This window comes from Polaribacter sp. HaHaR_3_91 (assembly GCF_019278525.1).
Classification (GTDB): Bacteria; Bacteroidota; Bacteroidia; order Flavobacteriales; family Flavobacteriaceae; genus Polaribacter.
The window spans coordinates 1,956,840-1,974,493 of record NZ_CP058986.1 but is presented as its reverse complement, the minus strand read 5'-3'; the positions used below and the strand labels follow the sequence as shown (position 1 = coordinate 1,974,493).

9 protein-coding genes are annotated in these 17,654 nt (G+C 30.7%); 4 read left to right on the top strand and 5 right to left on the bottom strand.

The genetic code is table 11. From position 1 onward, the window contains the following. Window positions 1-53: 53 nt before the first annotated feature. From H0I27_RS08145 to H0I27_RS08130, 4 genes are all read left to right on the top strand, one after another. A complete protein-coding gene (locus H0I27_RS08145) occupies window positions 54-2,567 on the top strand; it encodes a hypothetical protein (protein WP_218733491.1) in 2,514 nt (837 codons plus the stop codon). A gap of 78 nt (window positions 2,568-2,645) precedes the next feature. Continuing rightward, complete coding sequence (locus tag H0I27_RS08140) at window positions 2,646-5,171, top strand: hypothetical protein (protein WP_218733489.1); 2,526 nt, start codon at window positions 2,646-2,648, stop codon at window positions 5,169-5,171. An 81-nt stretch (window positions 5,172-5,252) separates the two neighbouring features. Then, on the top strand, window positions 5,253-7,778 hold the full coding sequence (locus tag H0I27_RS08135; RefSeq protein WP_218733487.1) for a hypothetical protein: 2,526 nt from the start codon (window positions 5,253-5,255) through the stop codon (window positions 7,776-7,778). A gap of 239 nt (window positions 7,779-8,017) precedes the next feature. Next, window positions 8,018-8,383 (top strand): YchJ family protein, encoded by a 366-nt coding sequence (locus tag H0I27_RS08130; protein WP_218733485.1) that lies wholly within the window; start codon window positions 8,018-8,020, stop codon window positions 8,381-8,383. Window positions 8,384-8,603: 220 nt separating this feature from the next. Here H0I27_RS08130 and H0I27_RS08125 read toward each other — a convergent pair whose 3' ends face one another. The 5 genes from H0I27_RS08125 to H0I27_RS08105 form a co-directional block, all read right to left on the bottom strand. Continuing rightward, complete coding sequence (locus H0I27_RS08125) at window positions 8,604-9,245, bottom strand: hypothetical protein (protein ID WP_218733483.1); 642 nt, start codon at window positions 9,243-9,245, stop codon at window positions 8,604-8,606. Between the two features lie 85 nt (window positions 9,246-9,330). Then, window positions 9,331-10,374, bottom strand: a complete 1,044-nt coding sequence (locus H0I27_RS08120; RefSeq protein ID WP_218733481.1) for a DUF5018 domain-containing protein — start codon at window positions 10,372-10,374, stop codon at window positions 9,331-9,333. 86 nt (window positions 10,375-10,460) lie between these two features. Beyond that, window positions 10,461-11,777, bottom strand: coding sequence for a RagB/SusD family nutrient uptake outer membrane protein (locus H0I27_RS08115; RefSeq protein ID WP_218733479.1), 1,317 nt, complete (start codon window positions 11,775-11,777; stop codon window positions 10,461-10,463). 10 nt (window positions 11,778-11,787) lie between these two features. Then, window positions 11,788-15,081 (bottom strand): SusC/RagA family TonB-linked outer membrane protein, encoded by a 3,294-nt coding sequence (locus tag H0I27_RS08110; RefSeq protein WP_218733477.1) that lies wholly within the window; start codon window positions 15,079-15,081, stop codon window positions 11,788-11,790. Between the two features lie 3 nt (window positions 15,082-15,084). Continuing rightward, window positions 15,085-17,631, bottom strand: coding sequence for a zinc-dependent metalloprotease (locus H0I27_RS08105; protein WP_218733475.1), 2,547 nt, complete (start codon window positions 17,629-17,631; stop codon window positions 15,085-15,087). Window positions 17,632-17,654 lie beyond the last annotated feature (23 nt).

Sequence of the window (17,654 nt, the reverse complement as noted above, 5' to 3'; positions counted from 1 at the left end):
TAAATTACATCTACTTTTAAAATAGGTTTGTAAAACCAAAATTAAACTGCCTCATGATATTTGCTAAACACGAACTTGGTTTCAACTTTTATGAAGATGAAGCATCTTTTGAAAAAATTAAAGGATGTAAAAATTATCCTGAAGATTTTTATTATGAGATTTTTGTACTTGCTAAATCTACTAAAAACAAGCAGATTAGAACCGAATGTGCCAATATCATAAAAAAACAGGCACCAGAAGCTTTACAACTCGCCTTTAAGAGTCGAAAAAAAATAACGACAATACAAGATTCTCAATCTTTTAACAAAAAACTGATTGCTATATTAGAGTACGGCGTACTCTCAGAAGACTTAGACCTTTGTAAACTATACACACTTGTTTGTAAGCGTTTAACGCTTTCGCTTGAATATAGAAGTAAAGAAGTTATTGAACTTTTCATAGAAACACCACATCTTTTAAGTCAGTTTAATGGTATTAAAGAATTAACAATTAGCACCTCTAGACAGAAAGAAGGTTTTAGTAGCGTTGTAAACAACATAACGCAACTTACTTCATTAGAAAAACTTGAGCTTGACATTGATTATAAATACATACCAGAAGAACTAGAACGCTTAGTTAACTTAAAAGAGTTTATACTAGCAGCACCTAATTTGGTATGGGTTCCCGTAGGAATAACAAAACTAAAAACACTTAAAAAGTTGGAGTTTAGAGGAAGTTTTCCTTTTGGTAATGACGAGCCTAACCCTAATATAGTTAACTTTACTTGGCTTAAAGAACTTACCAGTTTAAAGCATTTAAAAATAGGTTCTTTTGCGGTACAAGACCTTTCTGATGTTGAGCTTCCGGCAAGTTTAAAAAAATTAGAGCTTTTTAGGTTTGAGAATCTAACAGCTTTACCCGAAACACTTGGTCACTTACCAAAACTAAAAACATTAAGGCTAAGTGGTATGAGGGAGCTAGAACACTTTCCTGCATCTGTTAGTGAATTTAAAACCTTAGAGGTTTTAGAAGCTATTCATTTATCTAAATTAAAAAAAGTTCCTGCTGCTTTTATTTTTGGACCAAATATTAAACGTTTACTAGGTTTGTATACAGAGTTTATGCCTTATGGTGAAACACCTGTAACTAAGCTAAAAAGAATTGATTTCACCCATCCAGAGCTTCTTAGTTTTGTATTAGATAATGCCTTGTCTTTTACTAATTTAAAAGAGATAGAAATTAATTGTGATGCACCAAAAAGAAGAAGTGCACATACGCTTTCTGCATTTAAAAAACTTAAAAACCTTAAGTATAGATTAGCGCATCATTTAGAATGGGTTTTAGAGGGTATTCACGAATGTAAAAAGCTAGAAGACGTTTTTATTTATGGTATATATAATGGAGCTGATGCTGAAATAACGAACGCTGATGTTGCTAATTTTCCTCAGGCATTTTCTAGAATAGAGCATTTGCAAACCTTAAAAGTACACCGTGCAAAAGCACTTGTTTTAAATACAGATTATTTACCTATAAAGACAGATAGTCTTACCATTACAGATATAAAAGTAATTGAGCCGGGTATTGAAGATTTTGAGGTAACTAATCTAAAAGTAATAGATACACCTATTACCGCATTGCAAAAGTTTTATTCGGTAATACGTGCAAAAAAAATGAAATTAGGCGATGAAAATAGTGTTAAAAATGAGACTTTAGATTTTGATAATTTTAAAGACCCTGAAAGCATTAAAGATTTTATATTTAATAGTAATGTAAAAGGCTTAGATAAGGCATTAAAAGCACTTTGTAACTTACAAACACTAACCATTGATTTTAATGTAGATAATGCCGAACAAAACAATGGTTTAACCGCTTATACACATCATAATTTAAAGAACTTGACTATTAAAAATTTTAATGGTGACACTAGTGTTATTAAATTATTATTAGAGCATACGCCTCATCTAGAGTTTTTAGAAATTTACGATTGTGTAGGCCTTGTAGATCTTCCTAAGGTTACTTTAAATAAACTAAAAACGCTAAAATTATTTTATAGCGATGATATACAGTCTATAGAAAACTTAACAGTGCCCAACATAGAACTTTTTAAAGTTTTATCGTGTGACAATTTTGGTTACAATGCTATGGTTACGGCATCGCATTGGAAAACGCTTAAGTTTCTTTGGTTAGAACACATTAGTAAAGATCTTGAAACCTACCCAGAGACCATTGCAGACTTAAATTTAGACACCTTTTTTATTGATGGATTTTTAACTAAAAGACAAATACCTAAATGGATAGGCAGAATGAAATCCTTACGAGTTCTAGGAATAGAACAGTTTTATTATTGTCCATTACCGGAAGAATTAGCCGAATTAACCCAATTAAAAATAATGAGTATCAGAGGGTGTGATTTTACAGAACAAGTATCTGATAAATTTAAGAATCTGAATTTAGAGGATTTAATTTACAGGTATTCAAAATTTAATGGAAACAATATGAAATCGTCTAAGTTTTACGCATTAGCTAAAAATAAAATCTTAAAAGAGGATTTTGATAACAGAGATGAAAAATATAATCTGTGCTGTTAAAGAAATTAAAGCACAACATACTGTATCTAAAAACCCTGTTTCCAAAAGAAATTTATACCCTAAAAATTAACGATTACTATGACAAAACCAACAGAAATCCCTGAATTCACCTATTATAAAATGGATGAATATTATGAAGAGATTAAAAAGTCTAAAAACTTTCCAGAAGATTTTTATTATGAAATTTTTACGATTGCAAAAGCAACAACAGATAAAAAAAATAGAGCAGAGTGTGCTAACATTATAAAAAAACAAGCCCCAGAAGCTTTGCAACTAGCCTTTAAAAGCCGAAAAAAAATTACACAAAAAGGAAGGAACGCAGCTAGAATGATTTCCTTTTTAGAATACGGGTTGCTATCTAAAGACTTAGAACTTCTTAAATTACACGATCTAATGACGAGAAAGAATAGAGAACTGGGATTTTTTTGGTTTTCGGTACATTTTTTAGATCGCTTGTTAGAACATCCTCATATATTAAGCCGATTTAACGGTGTTAAAAAATTGACAATCCATTTAAAAGATCAAGGTAATAAGTATGATAGTATTATTAAAGAGATATCAAAATTAACGTCGTTAGAAGAAATAGATCTCGAGGGAGAGTTTGAGCAACTACCAGTGGATTTTGGTAATTTATCAAATTTAAAAAAGCTAAAGCTTGTTGCGCCTTGTTTAAAAAGGTTTCCAAGTACAATGTCTCAGTTAACATCCTTAAAAGAAATACGTATTGAAGGCGCTTATTGGACTGGGAAATCTACTCCCAATATGAATCTAACTGATTTTAATTGGATTACAAAATTTACTGAATTAAAAGAGTTGAAACTACGTTTTATCGGCGTTCAAGATCTATCTCAAGTCAAGTTTTCAGCATCCTTAAAAATTATAGAATTTTTTGGCTTAGATGAATTAATAGCATTGCCTAAAGATGTTAGTAATTTAAAGCAACTAAAAGAGTTTCAGGTTTTATCTAAAAGCATAGATAGCTTACCAAATGGTTTTGAAGATTTACCAAAATTAGAACTTTTTAAACTTAATGCTCCTAAGATAGATTCCATATCGTCTACCCTCTTTTTTGGCGATGCGTCTAGATGTTTTGAAGAAACGCCTAGACCTAAATTAGAAACAAAAATTACATATAGCGAAACTAATATATCACCAATGACAGAAGTAAGTCTGCGAGAATCTATAGAAATAGATTCACCCAAACTACTTCATTTTGTGTTAGATAATGCGTCGTTTTTCCCTAATTTAAAGACGATAACTGTAGATTGTGAAGCACCAGAAATTCCGCACAAAACATCGTTAGCAGCATTTAAAAATTTAACAACGCTTAACTACAAACTAGAGCATAAACTAGATTGGCTTTTAGAAGGGATTGAGCAATGTACAAATCTTAAAAATGTAGAATTATACAGGTTTCAAGAGTCAGGTACTAGAGATATAAAATTAGCTGTTAGAATTTTTCCTAATGTGTTTTCAAAAATAGCACAGTTAGAAAACCTGACGATTAAAAATGCTAGTGCTTTAGTTGTAGACACTGACCATTTACCTAAGCATATTACTAATTTAACTATTTCTGAAATTAAAGGCATAAAAGCAGGAACAGAACCTTTTGATGTGTTTAATCTGGAAATTAAAGCCACACCAATTCTTAATTTACAGGAATTTTATGCAGTAATTAGTGCGGCTAAATTTAATCTTGGACATAGAAATAATGATGTCAATAATGTGTTAGATTTTGAAAACTTTAGACATCCAGAAAAAATTGAATCGTTTGATTTTACCAGTGATGTGAGTCAATTAGATAGCTTACTTAAAAACTTCATAAACTTAAAGGAACTTACCATTACATTTAAGAAGGCCAATTCAGAACATAATAATGGATTAACGGCCTTTAAACACAACAATTTAAAAGTGTTAAGAATTGATGATTATAACGGAACTACCGAAGCCTTAGAGCGGTTATTAACACACACACCAAACCTTGAATTCTTAGGGATATTTGAAGCCAAAGGTTTTGATGCTTTTCCAGCTGTAAATTTGCCTCAGCTTAAAAAATTATTAATGCAGAGTGTCGCGCTTAAAACCATAGACAATCTAAACGTTGAAACTATTGAAGCGGTAAAACTGATACATTGTGATCATATTAACGATGAAAGTATTGAAGCAATATCGCATTGGAGTTCTCTAAAACACCTTTGGTTAGAAAGCTTAGATGAAAATGGAGGCACATATCCAGAATCGATTTCTGAATTAAATTTAGAAACGCTTTTTATCAGTGCACATCATAAATATGAAAAAATTCCGACTTGGATTGCCAATCTTAAAAACTTACGCGTATTAGGAATAAACAATTTTAAACAAGTTGTTTTACCAGTAGAATTATCAACATTAATACAACTTGAAGTATTAAGTATTAGTGGTTGTGATTTTTCTGAAAAAGTAGCCGAAGACTTTAGAACCCTTAACCTACAAAAATTGGTGTATTGGACGTCTAAATTTAATGGTAGCAATATGAAGTCTGAAATCTATGAGCCATTAGAGAACAAATTAGTATCTCAACGTAATTTTGATGATATAGATAGTGAAGTACCTTTTAGGGGGTAGCTAAAAAAAAAATTAGAGCGAACCGCAATCTAAAAACCCTATTTCCAAAAGAAATTTATACCCTAAAAATTAACGATTACTATGACAAGACCAACAGAAATCCCTGAATTCACCTATTATAAAATGGATGAATATTATGAAGAGATTAAAAAGGGTAAAAACTTTCCAGAAGATTTTTATTACGAAATTTTTACGATTGCAAAAGCAACAACAGATAAAAAAAATAGAGCAGAGTGTGCTAACATCATAAAAAAACAAGCCCCAGAAGCTTTGCAACTAGCCTTTAAAAGCCGAAAAAAAATAACACAAACAGGAAGGCACGACGATAGAATGATATCTCTTTTAGAATATGGATTGCTATCTAAAGACTTAGATCTTCTTAAATTATTTGATCTAATGACGAGAAAGAATAGAGAAATGAGATCTTTTCATCTTTCAACAGACTTCTTAGATCGCTTGCTAGAACATCCTCATATATTAAGACGATTTAATGGCGTAAAAAGTTTAGAAATCCATTTAATAGGAAAAGGCAATACTTATGATAGTATTATTAAAGAGATATCAAAATTAACGTCTTTAGAAGAAATAGATCTAGAAGGTGATTATGAACAACTACCAGAGGATTTTGGTAATTTATCAAATTTAAAAAAATTAAAGCTTGTTGCTCCTTGTTTAAAAAAGTTTCCAAGTACAATGTCTCAGCTAACATCCTTAAAAAAATTACGTATTGAAGGTGATTATTGGAATAGAGCATGTAAGGACAACCTGAATTTAAATGATTTTAATTGGCTTACAAATCTTACGAAATTAAAAGTATTAAAGCTGTACCATGTTGGTGTTGAAGATATGTCTCAGGTCGTTTTTCCGGCAACCTTAAAACGTATAGATTTTTTTTGCTTAGGTGAATTAAGAGCATTACCTAAAGATGTTAGTCATTTAAAGCAACTAAAAAAGTTTCAGATTTTATCTAAAAGCATAGCTAGCTTACCAAGTGGTTTTGAAGATTTACCAAAATTAGAACTTTTTAAACTTTATGCACCTAAGATAGATTCCATATCAGCTACCTTATTTTTTGGAGACGAATCAAGATGTTTTGAAGAAACGCCTAGACCTAAATTAGAAACAAAAATTACATATAGCGAAACTAATATATCACCAATGACAGAAGTAAGTCTGCGAGAATCTATAGAAATAGATTCGCCCAAGCTACTTAACTTTGTGTTAGACAATGCCTCGTTTTTCCCTAATTTAAAGACGATAACAGTGGATTGTGAAGCACCAGAAATTCCACATAAAACAGCGTTAGCTGCATTTAAAAACTTAACAACGCTTAATTACAAACTAGAGCATAAACTAGATTGGCTTTTAGAAGGGATTGAGCAATGTACAAATCTTAAAAATGTAGAATTATACAGGTTTCAAGAGTCAGGTACTAGAGATATAAAATTAGCTGTTAGAATTTTTCCTAATGTGTTTTCAAAAATAGAGCAGTTAGAAAACCTTACCATTAAAAATGCGAGTGCTTTAGTTGTAAACACCGACCATTTACCTAAGCATATTACCAATTTAACTATTTCTGAAATTAAAGGCATAAAAGCAGGAACAGAAGAGTTTCATGTGTTTAATGTGGAAGTTAAAGCCACACCAATTCTTAATTTACAGGAATTTTATGCAGTAATTAGTGCGGCTAAATTTAATCTTGGACATAGAAATGTTGATGTAAATAATGTCTTAAATTTTGAAACCTTTAGACATCCAGAAAAAATTGAATCGTTTGATTTTACCAGTAATGTGAGTCAATTAGGAAGCTTGCTTAAAAACTTCGCAAATTTAAAAGCGCTTACCATTACGTTTAAAAAAAATAACCCAGAACATAACAATGCATTAACTGCTCACCAACATAAAAATTTAAAAGTATTAAAAATTGATAGTTATAACGGAACTACCGAGGCTTTAGAGCGTTTATTAACACATACACCAAACCTTGAATTTTTAGACGTATTTGAAGCTAGAGGTTTTGATGCTTTTCCTGCGGTAACATTGCCTCAGCTTAAAAAATTAATAATGCAGAGTGTAGCTGTTAAAACCATAGACAACCTAAACGTTGAAAGTATTGAAGCTGTAAAACTGATACAATGTGATCATATTAGTGATGAAAGTATTGAAGTAATATCGCGTTGGAATTCTTTAAAACATCTTTGGTTAGAAGGTTTAGATGAAAATGATAGCACGTATCCTGAAACGATTTCTGAATTAAATTTAGAAACACTTTTTATCAGAGCACATCATAAAGAAGAAGAAATTCCGACCTGGATTGCCCATATGAAAAACCTACGTGTTTTAGGTCTAAACAATTTTAAACAGGTGGTTTTACCTGTGGAATTAGCAACACTAACACAGTTGGAAGTATTAAGTATTAGTGGTTGTGATTTTTCGGAAAAAGTATCTGAAGACTTTAGAAATATGAATTTAAAGAAGTTGGTATACTGGACCTCTAAATTCAATGGTAGTAATATGAAATCTGAACTCTACGAGCCGTTAGAAAACAAATTGGTACCTCAAAGAAATTTTGATAAAGAAGATAGTGAAGTGCCTTTTAGGGTGTAGCTAAAATGTTTATTTTGGAATAAGAATAGGTTTGTTTACTAAAATGAAGTTGTTAGTCTAATTGTTAATCAAATTAAACGAACAATTTCATTTTTACAAAAAATATATTGTTTCGCTGCCCTATCAATTTATAGTAATTTAAGCTATACTAATAAGATGATATACCTTTATATTTGCATTAAGTAATTCACTAAATCCTTCTACTTAAAAGGAAATATTGTATTAGCAAAGAATAAACAATGAAATGTCCGTGTAATCCATCCAAATTATATGTTGATTGTTGTAAAAAAGCGCATCAAAATATACATACTGTAGCTACCCCAGAAATTTTAATGCGTTCAAGATATAGTGCATTTGTTATGGCTAATATTGATTACCTACAAAAAAGTCACCATAGTACAACTAGACCCTCTAACCTTGAAAAAAAGGAAATATTAACTTGGACAAAATCCGTAGAATGGATAAAACTAGATGTTTTAGAATCTACAGAAAATACGGTTGAATTTAAAGCATATTTTTACGAAAATGGATCTTTAAATCTGATACATGAAAATTCCTTTTTTTCAAAGGAAAATGATCATTGGGTATATCAGTCGGCATTGTAAAAGGATTAATATATTCCCTAAAAAACTTATATCACAGCTTTAAAATAAATGATCTAAAGAATAAACATCTTATTTTTTAAAAAAATTTTAAAAGCATCATTTTTCGTTCATAATATTTACATTTAAGAAATATCTTAATTATTACAATAATCTTAAATGACTATAAAACCATTACCGAGCCTTCAATTAGTTTTGATAATTGGTTTCTAACAAGGTATCACTACTCCATTTGCCATATGTTTAGAAACGTATTTTTAAAAGCAATATCATTGCTTGTTACTAATGTATTTTCTAAATAAGTATTTATGCAATTAATTCGATCACTTCCAGAAGGATGTGTAAAAGTAGTATCACCCAATAAATCTTGCAAAAAAGGAAAATTAGAGGTTAACAAATTAAACTCTTTATTCTGTTTGGTTTTAATTAAATGGATAGCTATTAAGTCTGCTAAATATTCTGCTTTTTTATAATCATTTGTTACAGTACCTTTAGGGATACTTCCTTGTAAATCAAAAAGCCTTGCTTGTTTTATAGTTACAATATGAGCAACTTCATGTGTTAAAGCAAATAATTGAATATCTTCTTTGGTTAAGTTTACCAAACCCTGACTCACTTCTACATAACCAAAAGCTGCTCCTGCATTTATACCTAAATCGTTTTTATCTATTTTAAACTGTGTAGGTATTTCTGCACCTGAATATTCTTTAAATAAAGGTAAAACAGATTCGTTATATATTTTAATTATTTCTTCTTCTTTTGTTAATGGAATCTCTTCATTTTCAGGAAGTATTACTTCGTTTGAAGAATTAGAATTACAAGCAAACATCAAAAAAGAAAAGAGTACTAAAAAGGATTTCTTCATTTTAAAATAAGTTTTATAAAAACAAACACCCTTAAAATTAAGGGTGTCTGTGTAATAAATAAAAAAGGGGAATTAATTGATCTAATTAGTTAGCGTAATATGTAAATGTTCTAAGTACCGTTAAGCCAAATTCACTATTAGTATAAGAAGATTCTAAAGGATAATCATCTGTATTATATACATAAGAAACATTAGCATCTGCAGTATCACGAGTAAGAGGATTGTTTGTATTTACAGCATCAAAACCAACATTAATTGCAGCATATGCAGCTGGATAAATTCCTTTAAAAGGATTGTTTTTTGTGTCATAAGTTGCTTCAGAAGGATTTGTTTGAGCTGTTCCTCTGTTCGTTTTTATAACATTACCATTAGCGTCATATTCAAAAGTAGTAATATCATCTACTAAAGCATCATCACCTTCATGATTTGTTCTTTCTTCTTTAATTAAGTTTCCAGATGTATTATAGGTATAGATATAAGTATAAACTAACACATCGTCTTCTTTGTATTCACCTTTTACAATTTGACCATTTTCATAAGAATAAACCGTACTTGTTGCGTCACTTGTTTTTTCAATAACTTGGTTTTTATCATCATAAACTAAAGTAAAAACAGAAGCTCCGAATCCTTCATCTATAGAGATTTTATTTACAAATCCAAAATTATCATCATACTCATAAGTAGTAGTTGTGCTTGCTGCAAAAAAAACATAATCTTCCGTAAAAACTGTTGTTTCTAATTGAGATCCACTACCAACTTCACCACGAACATTAACGGTTACAGTATAGTTTTTAGTAGTTACTTCATCTTCTGCAGTTACTACAAAAGTTTTTGCTTCTCCGTCTACAAAAGTAATTTCTGTACCTGAATTTGGAGAGATAGTTGCATTTTCTGAAACTGTAATAGTAGGTACAACTGCTGTTAAATTTGTTCCGAAAGGGACAGTTACAATAATATCAGTTCCTAAATCGTAAACAATATCATCAGCATTTACGCCATCAATAGCAATTGTAAAATCTGTAATGGTTGCCAAAGACGATAAAATTGGAGCATCATCATCACTAGAACATGAAACAGTAGTTATAGCTAAGGCTAAAAAAACACTAAGGATAGAAAAAATTTTCTTCATAATTTAAAATATTTAATTGGGTTGTTTTTATCTTTTTATTGAAATTGTAACCTATAAGATAACAACAGGTTACAACGGTTTATTATTTATAAATTAGGGTTATTAATAGTTGCATCATTAGGAAAAGGAATGACATATCTGTCGTCATTATTCTCTAATGTGTAGGTAACTCCGTTAAAAACTTTGGTTAATTTAGGTTGTGTAGTTCTTCTTAAATCATTCCACCTTTGACCTTCAATTGCAAATTCTCTTCTACGTTCTTCTAAGATTTCTGCTTTTAGGTCGTTACTATTTAATGAATTTACGTTTGCTTTATAAGCAGTAAAACCATCGGTTGTATATCTATTTTCTGCAAATGATATTAACTTCTCTTTTGCCAAAACATCTTCATTTAATGCTGCCAAACATTCTGCAATGGTTAAATGTAATTCTGCTGTTCTATAAGAAACCTTAAATTTAGTTTCTGCACTTTTATTAGAACTAAAACTTCCGTCTGTATTTTCTTTAAAATAAAGCGAAAAACGGACATCTGCTGTTTGATTATAAGAATCAATTAAAGTCTTAGAAATAGTTGTATTGTTAACCAGATCAAAAGAAGCAACTGTTTCTAATGCCAAAATAGATTCTACAGCGTTATATTCTGATGGCATTATAGAAGTGTCTATATTTAAATTTTGAATTTCTGTATTGATTGCCAAAGCTTCATTTGCCAAATCAATCGCTTTCTGCCAATCTTGTTGGTATAAATAAACTCTAGATTTAAAAGCTTTTACAGCGATCATAGAAAATCTATAGTTATAACCGACCTCTTGTTTTTGGATATTAATTAGAGATTCTGCCATGGTAAGATCGCTTAAAATTAAGGCATACACATCTTCAACAGTTTGTCCTAAAAACTCTTTTTCGGCATCATATTCTAAAGTAATTGGCACACCAGCATCAGTATTTGCTGTTGATTTATTGTAAGGTTTCGCATATAAATTGATCAACTCGAAGTATTGCATTGCTCTTAAAGCATACGCTTCTCCTAACAATTGCTCTTTATCTGATTGATTTCCTTCAATAGTTGCTTCACTATTTATTACGTGATTGGTATAAAAAATAGTATTGTATAAACTTGCATACGGAAAAACACTTGTTAAAAGACTTGGGTTTACATCATTCCAGATAAAAAGATCCTCATATTGTTCTACACCCAATGCATCTGCACTTAAAGCCAATTCATCAGTTCTGTACGTTGTTAATACTTTAGATTCTTTTGTAATTGAATATGCAGAAGTTAAAAAACTTCTATATTCTTCTACAGATTTAGGTATAACTTGTCCTACTGGTTCTATATCTAAGTACTTATCACAAGAGATAAAACTTAAGGTTATAAAGATGCTGTATATTATTTTTTTCATAAACTCTTTTTTAAAAAGAAAGATTAAATCCTGCTGAAATAATTCTAGGAATCGGTTGTGCATACAAACTTCCATAGGTTTCTGGATCAAAGAATCCGTTGTAATCTGTACCAATAACAAATAAATTACGTCCTTCTAGATTGAAATTTAAACTTGATATTTTTAACTTTTTTAATTTCTCTTTTGGTATGGCATAACTAAGTTTAATACTGCTTACGCGGATGTAAGAAATATCTTTAACCCAAATATCTAGATCGTTATAAGTTTGCCCATCATCTGAAGAGTTAAACCAAGTGTACACTAAATCGGTATCGAAACCAGGCGATGTTAATCCTATTAAAGCTGGATAATTCCCTGTACCTGCTTTTAAAATATCTGTATTGTAATTGTTTCCTGGTTGTGCTAAAGCAAGATTGTAACTTGGTGCTGCTTTTACGGTTTGCTTAATATTAAAATTAGTTAATACACGTAAATCAAACTGTTTGTGTTTAAAACTATTTCTAAATCCTCCGCTAAATTTAGGAGTTCCATCGCCTACATAAGAGTATAAGTTTCTATGTTCTTCTCTTGTTAATTGGTTTCCATTTGTGCCTTCTTCTAAATTATAAAAATCTACTGCAGACACTTTTTTACCATCTTTCCAAAACAAAGGCAATCCGTTGCTATCTAAACCTGCTGTTTTAATTGCAAAAATGGCATTTACACTATATCCTTTTAAGGAAGGTTTAAAGTCTTCTTCTCTAATTTCTATATTATCAACAATACTTTTATTGTGAGAAATATTAAATCCACTTGTCCATTTAAAATTAGGTGTATCAATATTTGTGGTATTGATAGAAAGTTCAAATCCTTTATTACTTACAGTTGCCCAATTGGTATTGATAAAATTATAGCCACTCTCTAAAGGCACAGATCTTAAACCAATTAAATCGGTACTTTTTCTTGCATAATAATCTCCGGATATATAGATTTTATTATTAAACAAGCCTAGATCCAAACCAATGTTTGATGATACTGTTTTTTCCCATCTTAAATCTGCATTAGGCGCATTTAAAGCTCTAATGGTTTCTTCACTAACACCTGGTAAAATAGAAGATGTATAATATTCTCCAACTACAAAAGGTGATGTTGTTTTATCTATATTTCCTTGTACTCCGTACGATGCTCTTAGTTTTAAATCGCTTACAAAATCTAAATCATACATAAAGTCTTCTTTATACACATTCCAAGAACCTGCAAAAGACCAAATAGGTAAGTATCTATATTTAGGATTTACTCCAAATAAGTTAGAGCCATCATATCTTAAACTCGTAAAAGCGGTATATTTTTGATCATACGTATAAGAAGCTGTTCCGAAAAAAGAAGCATACGCATTTTCACTATACGTTTTTTGATAAGGATCAAACAAAGAATTTGTTAATGAACGTTCATCTGTAATAGCAATAGAAGTTAAAGTATTGCTATTATAGCCAAAACCTTTGGTATGAATTTGGGTTCTCTTATTTCTTCTAAATTCTGTACCCAACATAACATCTAATTCATGCACATCGTTAAAAGAAGTGTTGTAATTCGCTGTTGTTTTCCAGTTATATTGAAAAACATCTGCATTCCAATTCTGAATAATTCCGCCTTTAGGCATATAATACGAAGTACCTGTAGATGCTGCATATTGAGATCTTTGCTCATATTTACGAGTATAGTAACTTTCTTCACCACTATATTTTTCCGTCTTATCAAAATCTAACTGTAACCCTAGTTGTGTATTAAAATGAATCTCTTCATTTACTTTATAACCTGCGTCAAAAATGGCTTTTAATGAACTCGCTACTAACTCATAATTGGTGTTTTCTCGTTCTTCTAAAATATTATAATTTAGATTTAAATCTGATCTTTCTACCAAATCTGGATCATAAACATAATTACCATCTGCATCTTTTATTTCTAAATATGGATTGGCATTTCTAGAATAGTTAGACGGATTTGTATACGCATCTGCACCAGTAATATAAGATGATGTTATTGTTTGGCTACCAAACAACGCCACACCTACTTTTAATTTATCGTTTATATTAAAATTATCTTTTAACGTAATATTAAATCGTTTCTGACCGGTACCTTTAGTAGCTCCTGTTTCATCAAAAATTCCTGTAGAAAAATAGTAATCATTATTCTCTGTTCCTCCAGAAATACTAACACCATATTGTTGGTTTACTGCCATTTGATATAGCTCGTCTCCCCAATTAGTATTGATGTTTTTTAAATTATTGATGTCATTTTGAGCGGCACTAGAAATACTAGCAAAACCATTATCTCTAAAATTATTATACTCGCCATAATTATTTAAAATTCTAGCAACTCCTCCTCTATCTTGTTGATATTTTAAATCTGGTCTACTTGCCAATAGTAATTCGAAATCTACTTTTTCCGAAGAGTTCATTAAATTCAACTTACTAAAATCTGGTTTTTGAGTTACAAATACATTCGCGTTTACATTGATACGCATTGCACCCTTTTTACCATTTTTACTGGTGATAACAATTACCCCATTGGCAGCTCTTGCTCCGTAAATAGAAGTTGCAGAAGCATCTTTTAAAACGGTAATACTTTCTATATCTTCTGGATTTAAACCTGCAATTGGATACGATTGTAAATTATCGATATTGTCTTTGTCTCTAAAATCTTGTGGAATATCATTTCCGTCTAACGGAATACCATCTAACACCCATAATGGATCTGAAGAGCCATTTAAAGTAGCGGCTCCTCTAATAGATATTTTTGAAGGAGCTCCTGGAGCACCACTTATTGGTTGAATGGCAACACCCGATAATTGACCAACCAACATTTGATCTACACTAGAAACACCTGCCTGATTAATATCTGTCATTTCTACTTTTGCGTAAGCAGATGTTATTTTACGTTTTTCAATTTTTTGATATCCCGTAACAATAATTTCATCTAAACTTTCTGCACTTTCCTTTAAAACAACTGTTAGGTTTGAAGTTACATTAGAAATATCTATTTTTTCTGTTTCATAGCCGATATAAGAAATCAAAATGTATTTAATGTCTGCTTCCACTTTTAAAGAAAACTCACCATCAAAATTTGTGGTAGTACCTAACATGGTACCTTGTATAACTCCTTTGGTATTCGTTTCATTTCCTATTATTGCAGATGACGCGTAGACCGATGCTCCAACAATAGGCATTTGGAAGGCGGCATCCATAACTTTTCCGTTAATTACTTTTTCTTGCTGAGCAAAAAGTAAACTCGGAATAAAAATTAATATGTATATTAATTTATTCATGATTTAGTTTTTCAAATTATATTCAATTCTTGCTATTAAGTCACTATAATGTGCCTGAGTAGCTCTATCTCCTCTATGTTCTTTTTTCTTTAAAAGCTTTAATATTTTTTCTAATGCAGCTCTTTTATTGGTACCTATATCTGCTACTCTTGGTAGGTAAGAAAAGTGTACATTTTTAAAGGTATTGGCATCTTCTGAAATTGTTTTTTCTTTCGTTTTCTCTAATAATTTATTTCGATCTACAGTTAATACATCCACATAATTTTTCTGAGTAATTCTATCAAACATATCTAAAGACTTTCCTTTTTCTGTTTTCTTAAAAATGGCTTCAAATAATTTATCAAATAAATATTGCTCTGTAAATACTTCTTCACTGTCTTTTGATAAAACTTCATTTTCGGTAATTCTCATCAATCTATCTGTTTTTATCAGCGCATAAATTGCATTGGTTTGATGAATGCGTAACATAGAAACAGGCGAATAAAAGCGTTCTCCATCTGGCGCATCTCTTACTGCAAAAACCTTATTGATAATTTTTGGCATAAATAACCATTTTTGAGGTAAAACAGCATTTTTTATGATATAACTCAATGCCTCTTTTTGCCTTTTAGCAGATACTGGTTCAAAAGTGTTTTTGCCATCTCCATAAACCGTATTGTTTACATAAACACCACCAATATTTGCCATTACATGACCATTATAAGTTCCCCATTGGTCTATTACTGCTTTGTATAATTTTGATGCTTTGTAATAATCTTGTCCTTCTGCCGCTGTCCAATCTAAAATATTTGGTAATATTCTTTTTAAGTTCTTCAATCCGTATTCACTCGCTTTTACAGCATTATCGCCTAAATCTTCACTTTGAGATCTCGGGTCAATCACTTGAGCTTGTTGCGGTCCATAAAAATATAAAGGATCATTTTCATGTTTACGAATCCATTGGTTTAAAACCGGAAGTTCTTCATGAGCAGATGTATTTTCAATCCAACGATATCCCCAATCAATTGCATATTTATCATAAACACCAATTTTAGGAGTGATATCTGTAATTTCATCTTCTGGTTGCGCTACATAATTAAAACGAGCATAATCCATAATAGAAGGAGCTGTTCCGCCCATTTTAGCGGTAAACGTTTTAGATCTTAAAGAATCTACTGGGTAGCTAAATGATGCGCCCATATTATGTTTTAATCCGAAGGTATGACCAACTTCGTGAGAAGAAACAAAACGAATTGCCTCTCCCATATGTTGTTCAGAAAATTTATTAGGTCTTGCTTTTGGATCAATTGGTCCTGTTTGTACACGAATCCAAGAATGCAATCCTTTCATTAAATTATGCCACCAAATAATATCTGATTCTAATATTTGTCCACTTCTAGGATCTACTACAGAAGGTCCCATGGCATTTTGTTTTTCTGATGCTGCATAGGTTATTACAGAATAGCGAACATCATCTGCATCAAAATTCCTGTCCTCATCCGAAGGAAACTTTACTTTTAGCACATTTTTAAATCCAGCAGCTTCAAAAGCTACATTCCAATCATACACACCTTGTTCTATAAAAGGTCTCCATTGTTTTGGCGTAGCAGGATCTAAATAGTAAATGATTTGTTCTTTGGGCTGTACCAATTCTCCTCGCTTATATTTTTCAATATCTTCTTCTTTAGGTTCTAATCTCCATCTTGTAATCATTCCTCTAGACTCAACTTCTTGTTGATCATCAGAAAAATAATCCATTGGTTTATCAAAATACCCAATACGTTTGTCTGAAAAACGAGGTTTCATTATATCTGTTGGCAATAAAACAATATTAGTAGTAACTCCAATTGTTAAAGGTAAAGCTGCACTTCCGCCCTCTTTAACAGAAGTCGTTAATAAAGATTTTACAACAATATTTTTAGGGAAAGATTTAATCGTTTCTAAAATAGATAAGTTTGTTTTTAAACTACCGCCCAAACCTATATTGGTTAACAAATCACTAAAACTCTGTTCTTTACCGTTAAATATTTTATTTACTTTAATAAATACGGATGTAGAATCTGTATTTATTGCTTCTATTTTAAACTCTTCTATAATAGACTCACCAAAATTATCTTTTACAGATAAAGTAATTGCATCATTTTCTGGAGATTGAACTCTAGGATTCACCGTTTTAACCCAAACCTTGTTTAGAATAGTATCTTTATAAAACCGAATAAGCTTGGTTTCAAAAGTCATTCCTTTATTTAAACCATGTCCGTTTAAAGCATAAGGAACACTAGATACCTTATTTACAATTAACAAATCTCTAGACAATAACGAATCTGGAATTTCGAAATAATAATCTTCTTTTATAGCGTATACATTAAATAATCCTTCTTTAACATTCCCTTCTTTTAAAAACTTTTGGTAGGAAAGTTTTTTATCATCAGTAGATTTTATAGAATCTTTTTTTTCGTCATTAGCTGTTTCCTTTTTATCTTGAGAAAAACCAGATAAAGAGGTAAATATCAAAAGAGAAGTCATTAAAAATGGAACCAATAAAGCACCTTTAAAAGAGGATGTTTTCATAAATAATAGTGTTAAAACATCAA

Excerpts from the sequence above, each read along its gene's own strand:
- H0I27_RS08145 (WP_218733491.1), top strand. The coding sequence starts at position 54 with ATGATATTTGCTAAACACGAACTTGGTTTCAACTTTTATGAAGATGAA.
- H0I27_RS08140 (WP_218733489.1), top strand. The coding sequence starts at position 2,646 with ATGACAAAACCAACAGAAATCCCTGAATTCACCTATTATAAAATGGAT.
- H0I27_RS08135 (WP_218733487.1), top strand. The coding sequence starts at position 5,253 with ATGACAAGACCAACAGAAATCCCTGAATTCACCTATTATAAAATGGAT.
- H0I27_RS08130 (WP_218733485.1), top strand. The coding sequence starts at position 8,018 with ATGAAATGTCCGTGTAATCCATCCAAATTATATGTTGATTGTTGTAAA.
- H0I27_RS08125 (WP_218733483.1), bottom strand. The coding sequence starts at position 9,245 with ATGAAGAAATCCTTTTTAGTACTCTTTTCTTTTTTGATGTTTGCTTGT.
- H0I27_RS08120 (WP_218733481.1), bottom strand. The coding sequence starts at position 10,374 with ATGAAGAAAATTTTTTCTATCCTTAGTGTTTTTTTAGCCTTAGCTATA.
- H0I27_RS08115 (WP_218733479.1), bottom strand. The coding sequence starts at position 11,777 with ATGAAAAAAATAATATACAGCATCTTTATAACCTTAAGTTTTATCTCT.
- H0I27_RS08110 (WP_218733477.1), bottom strand. The coding sequence starts at position 15,081 with ATGAATAAATTAATATACATATTAATTTTTATTCCGAGTTTACTTTTT.
- H0I27_RS08105 (WP_218733475.1), bottom strand. The coding sequence starts at position 17,631 with ATGAAAACATCCTCTTTTAAAGGTGCTTTATTGGTTCCATTTTTAATG.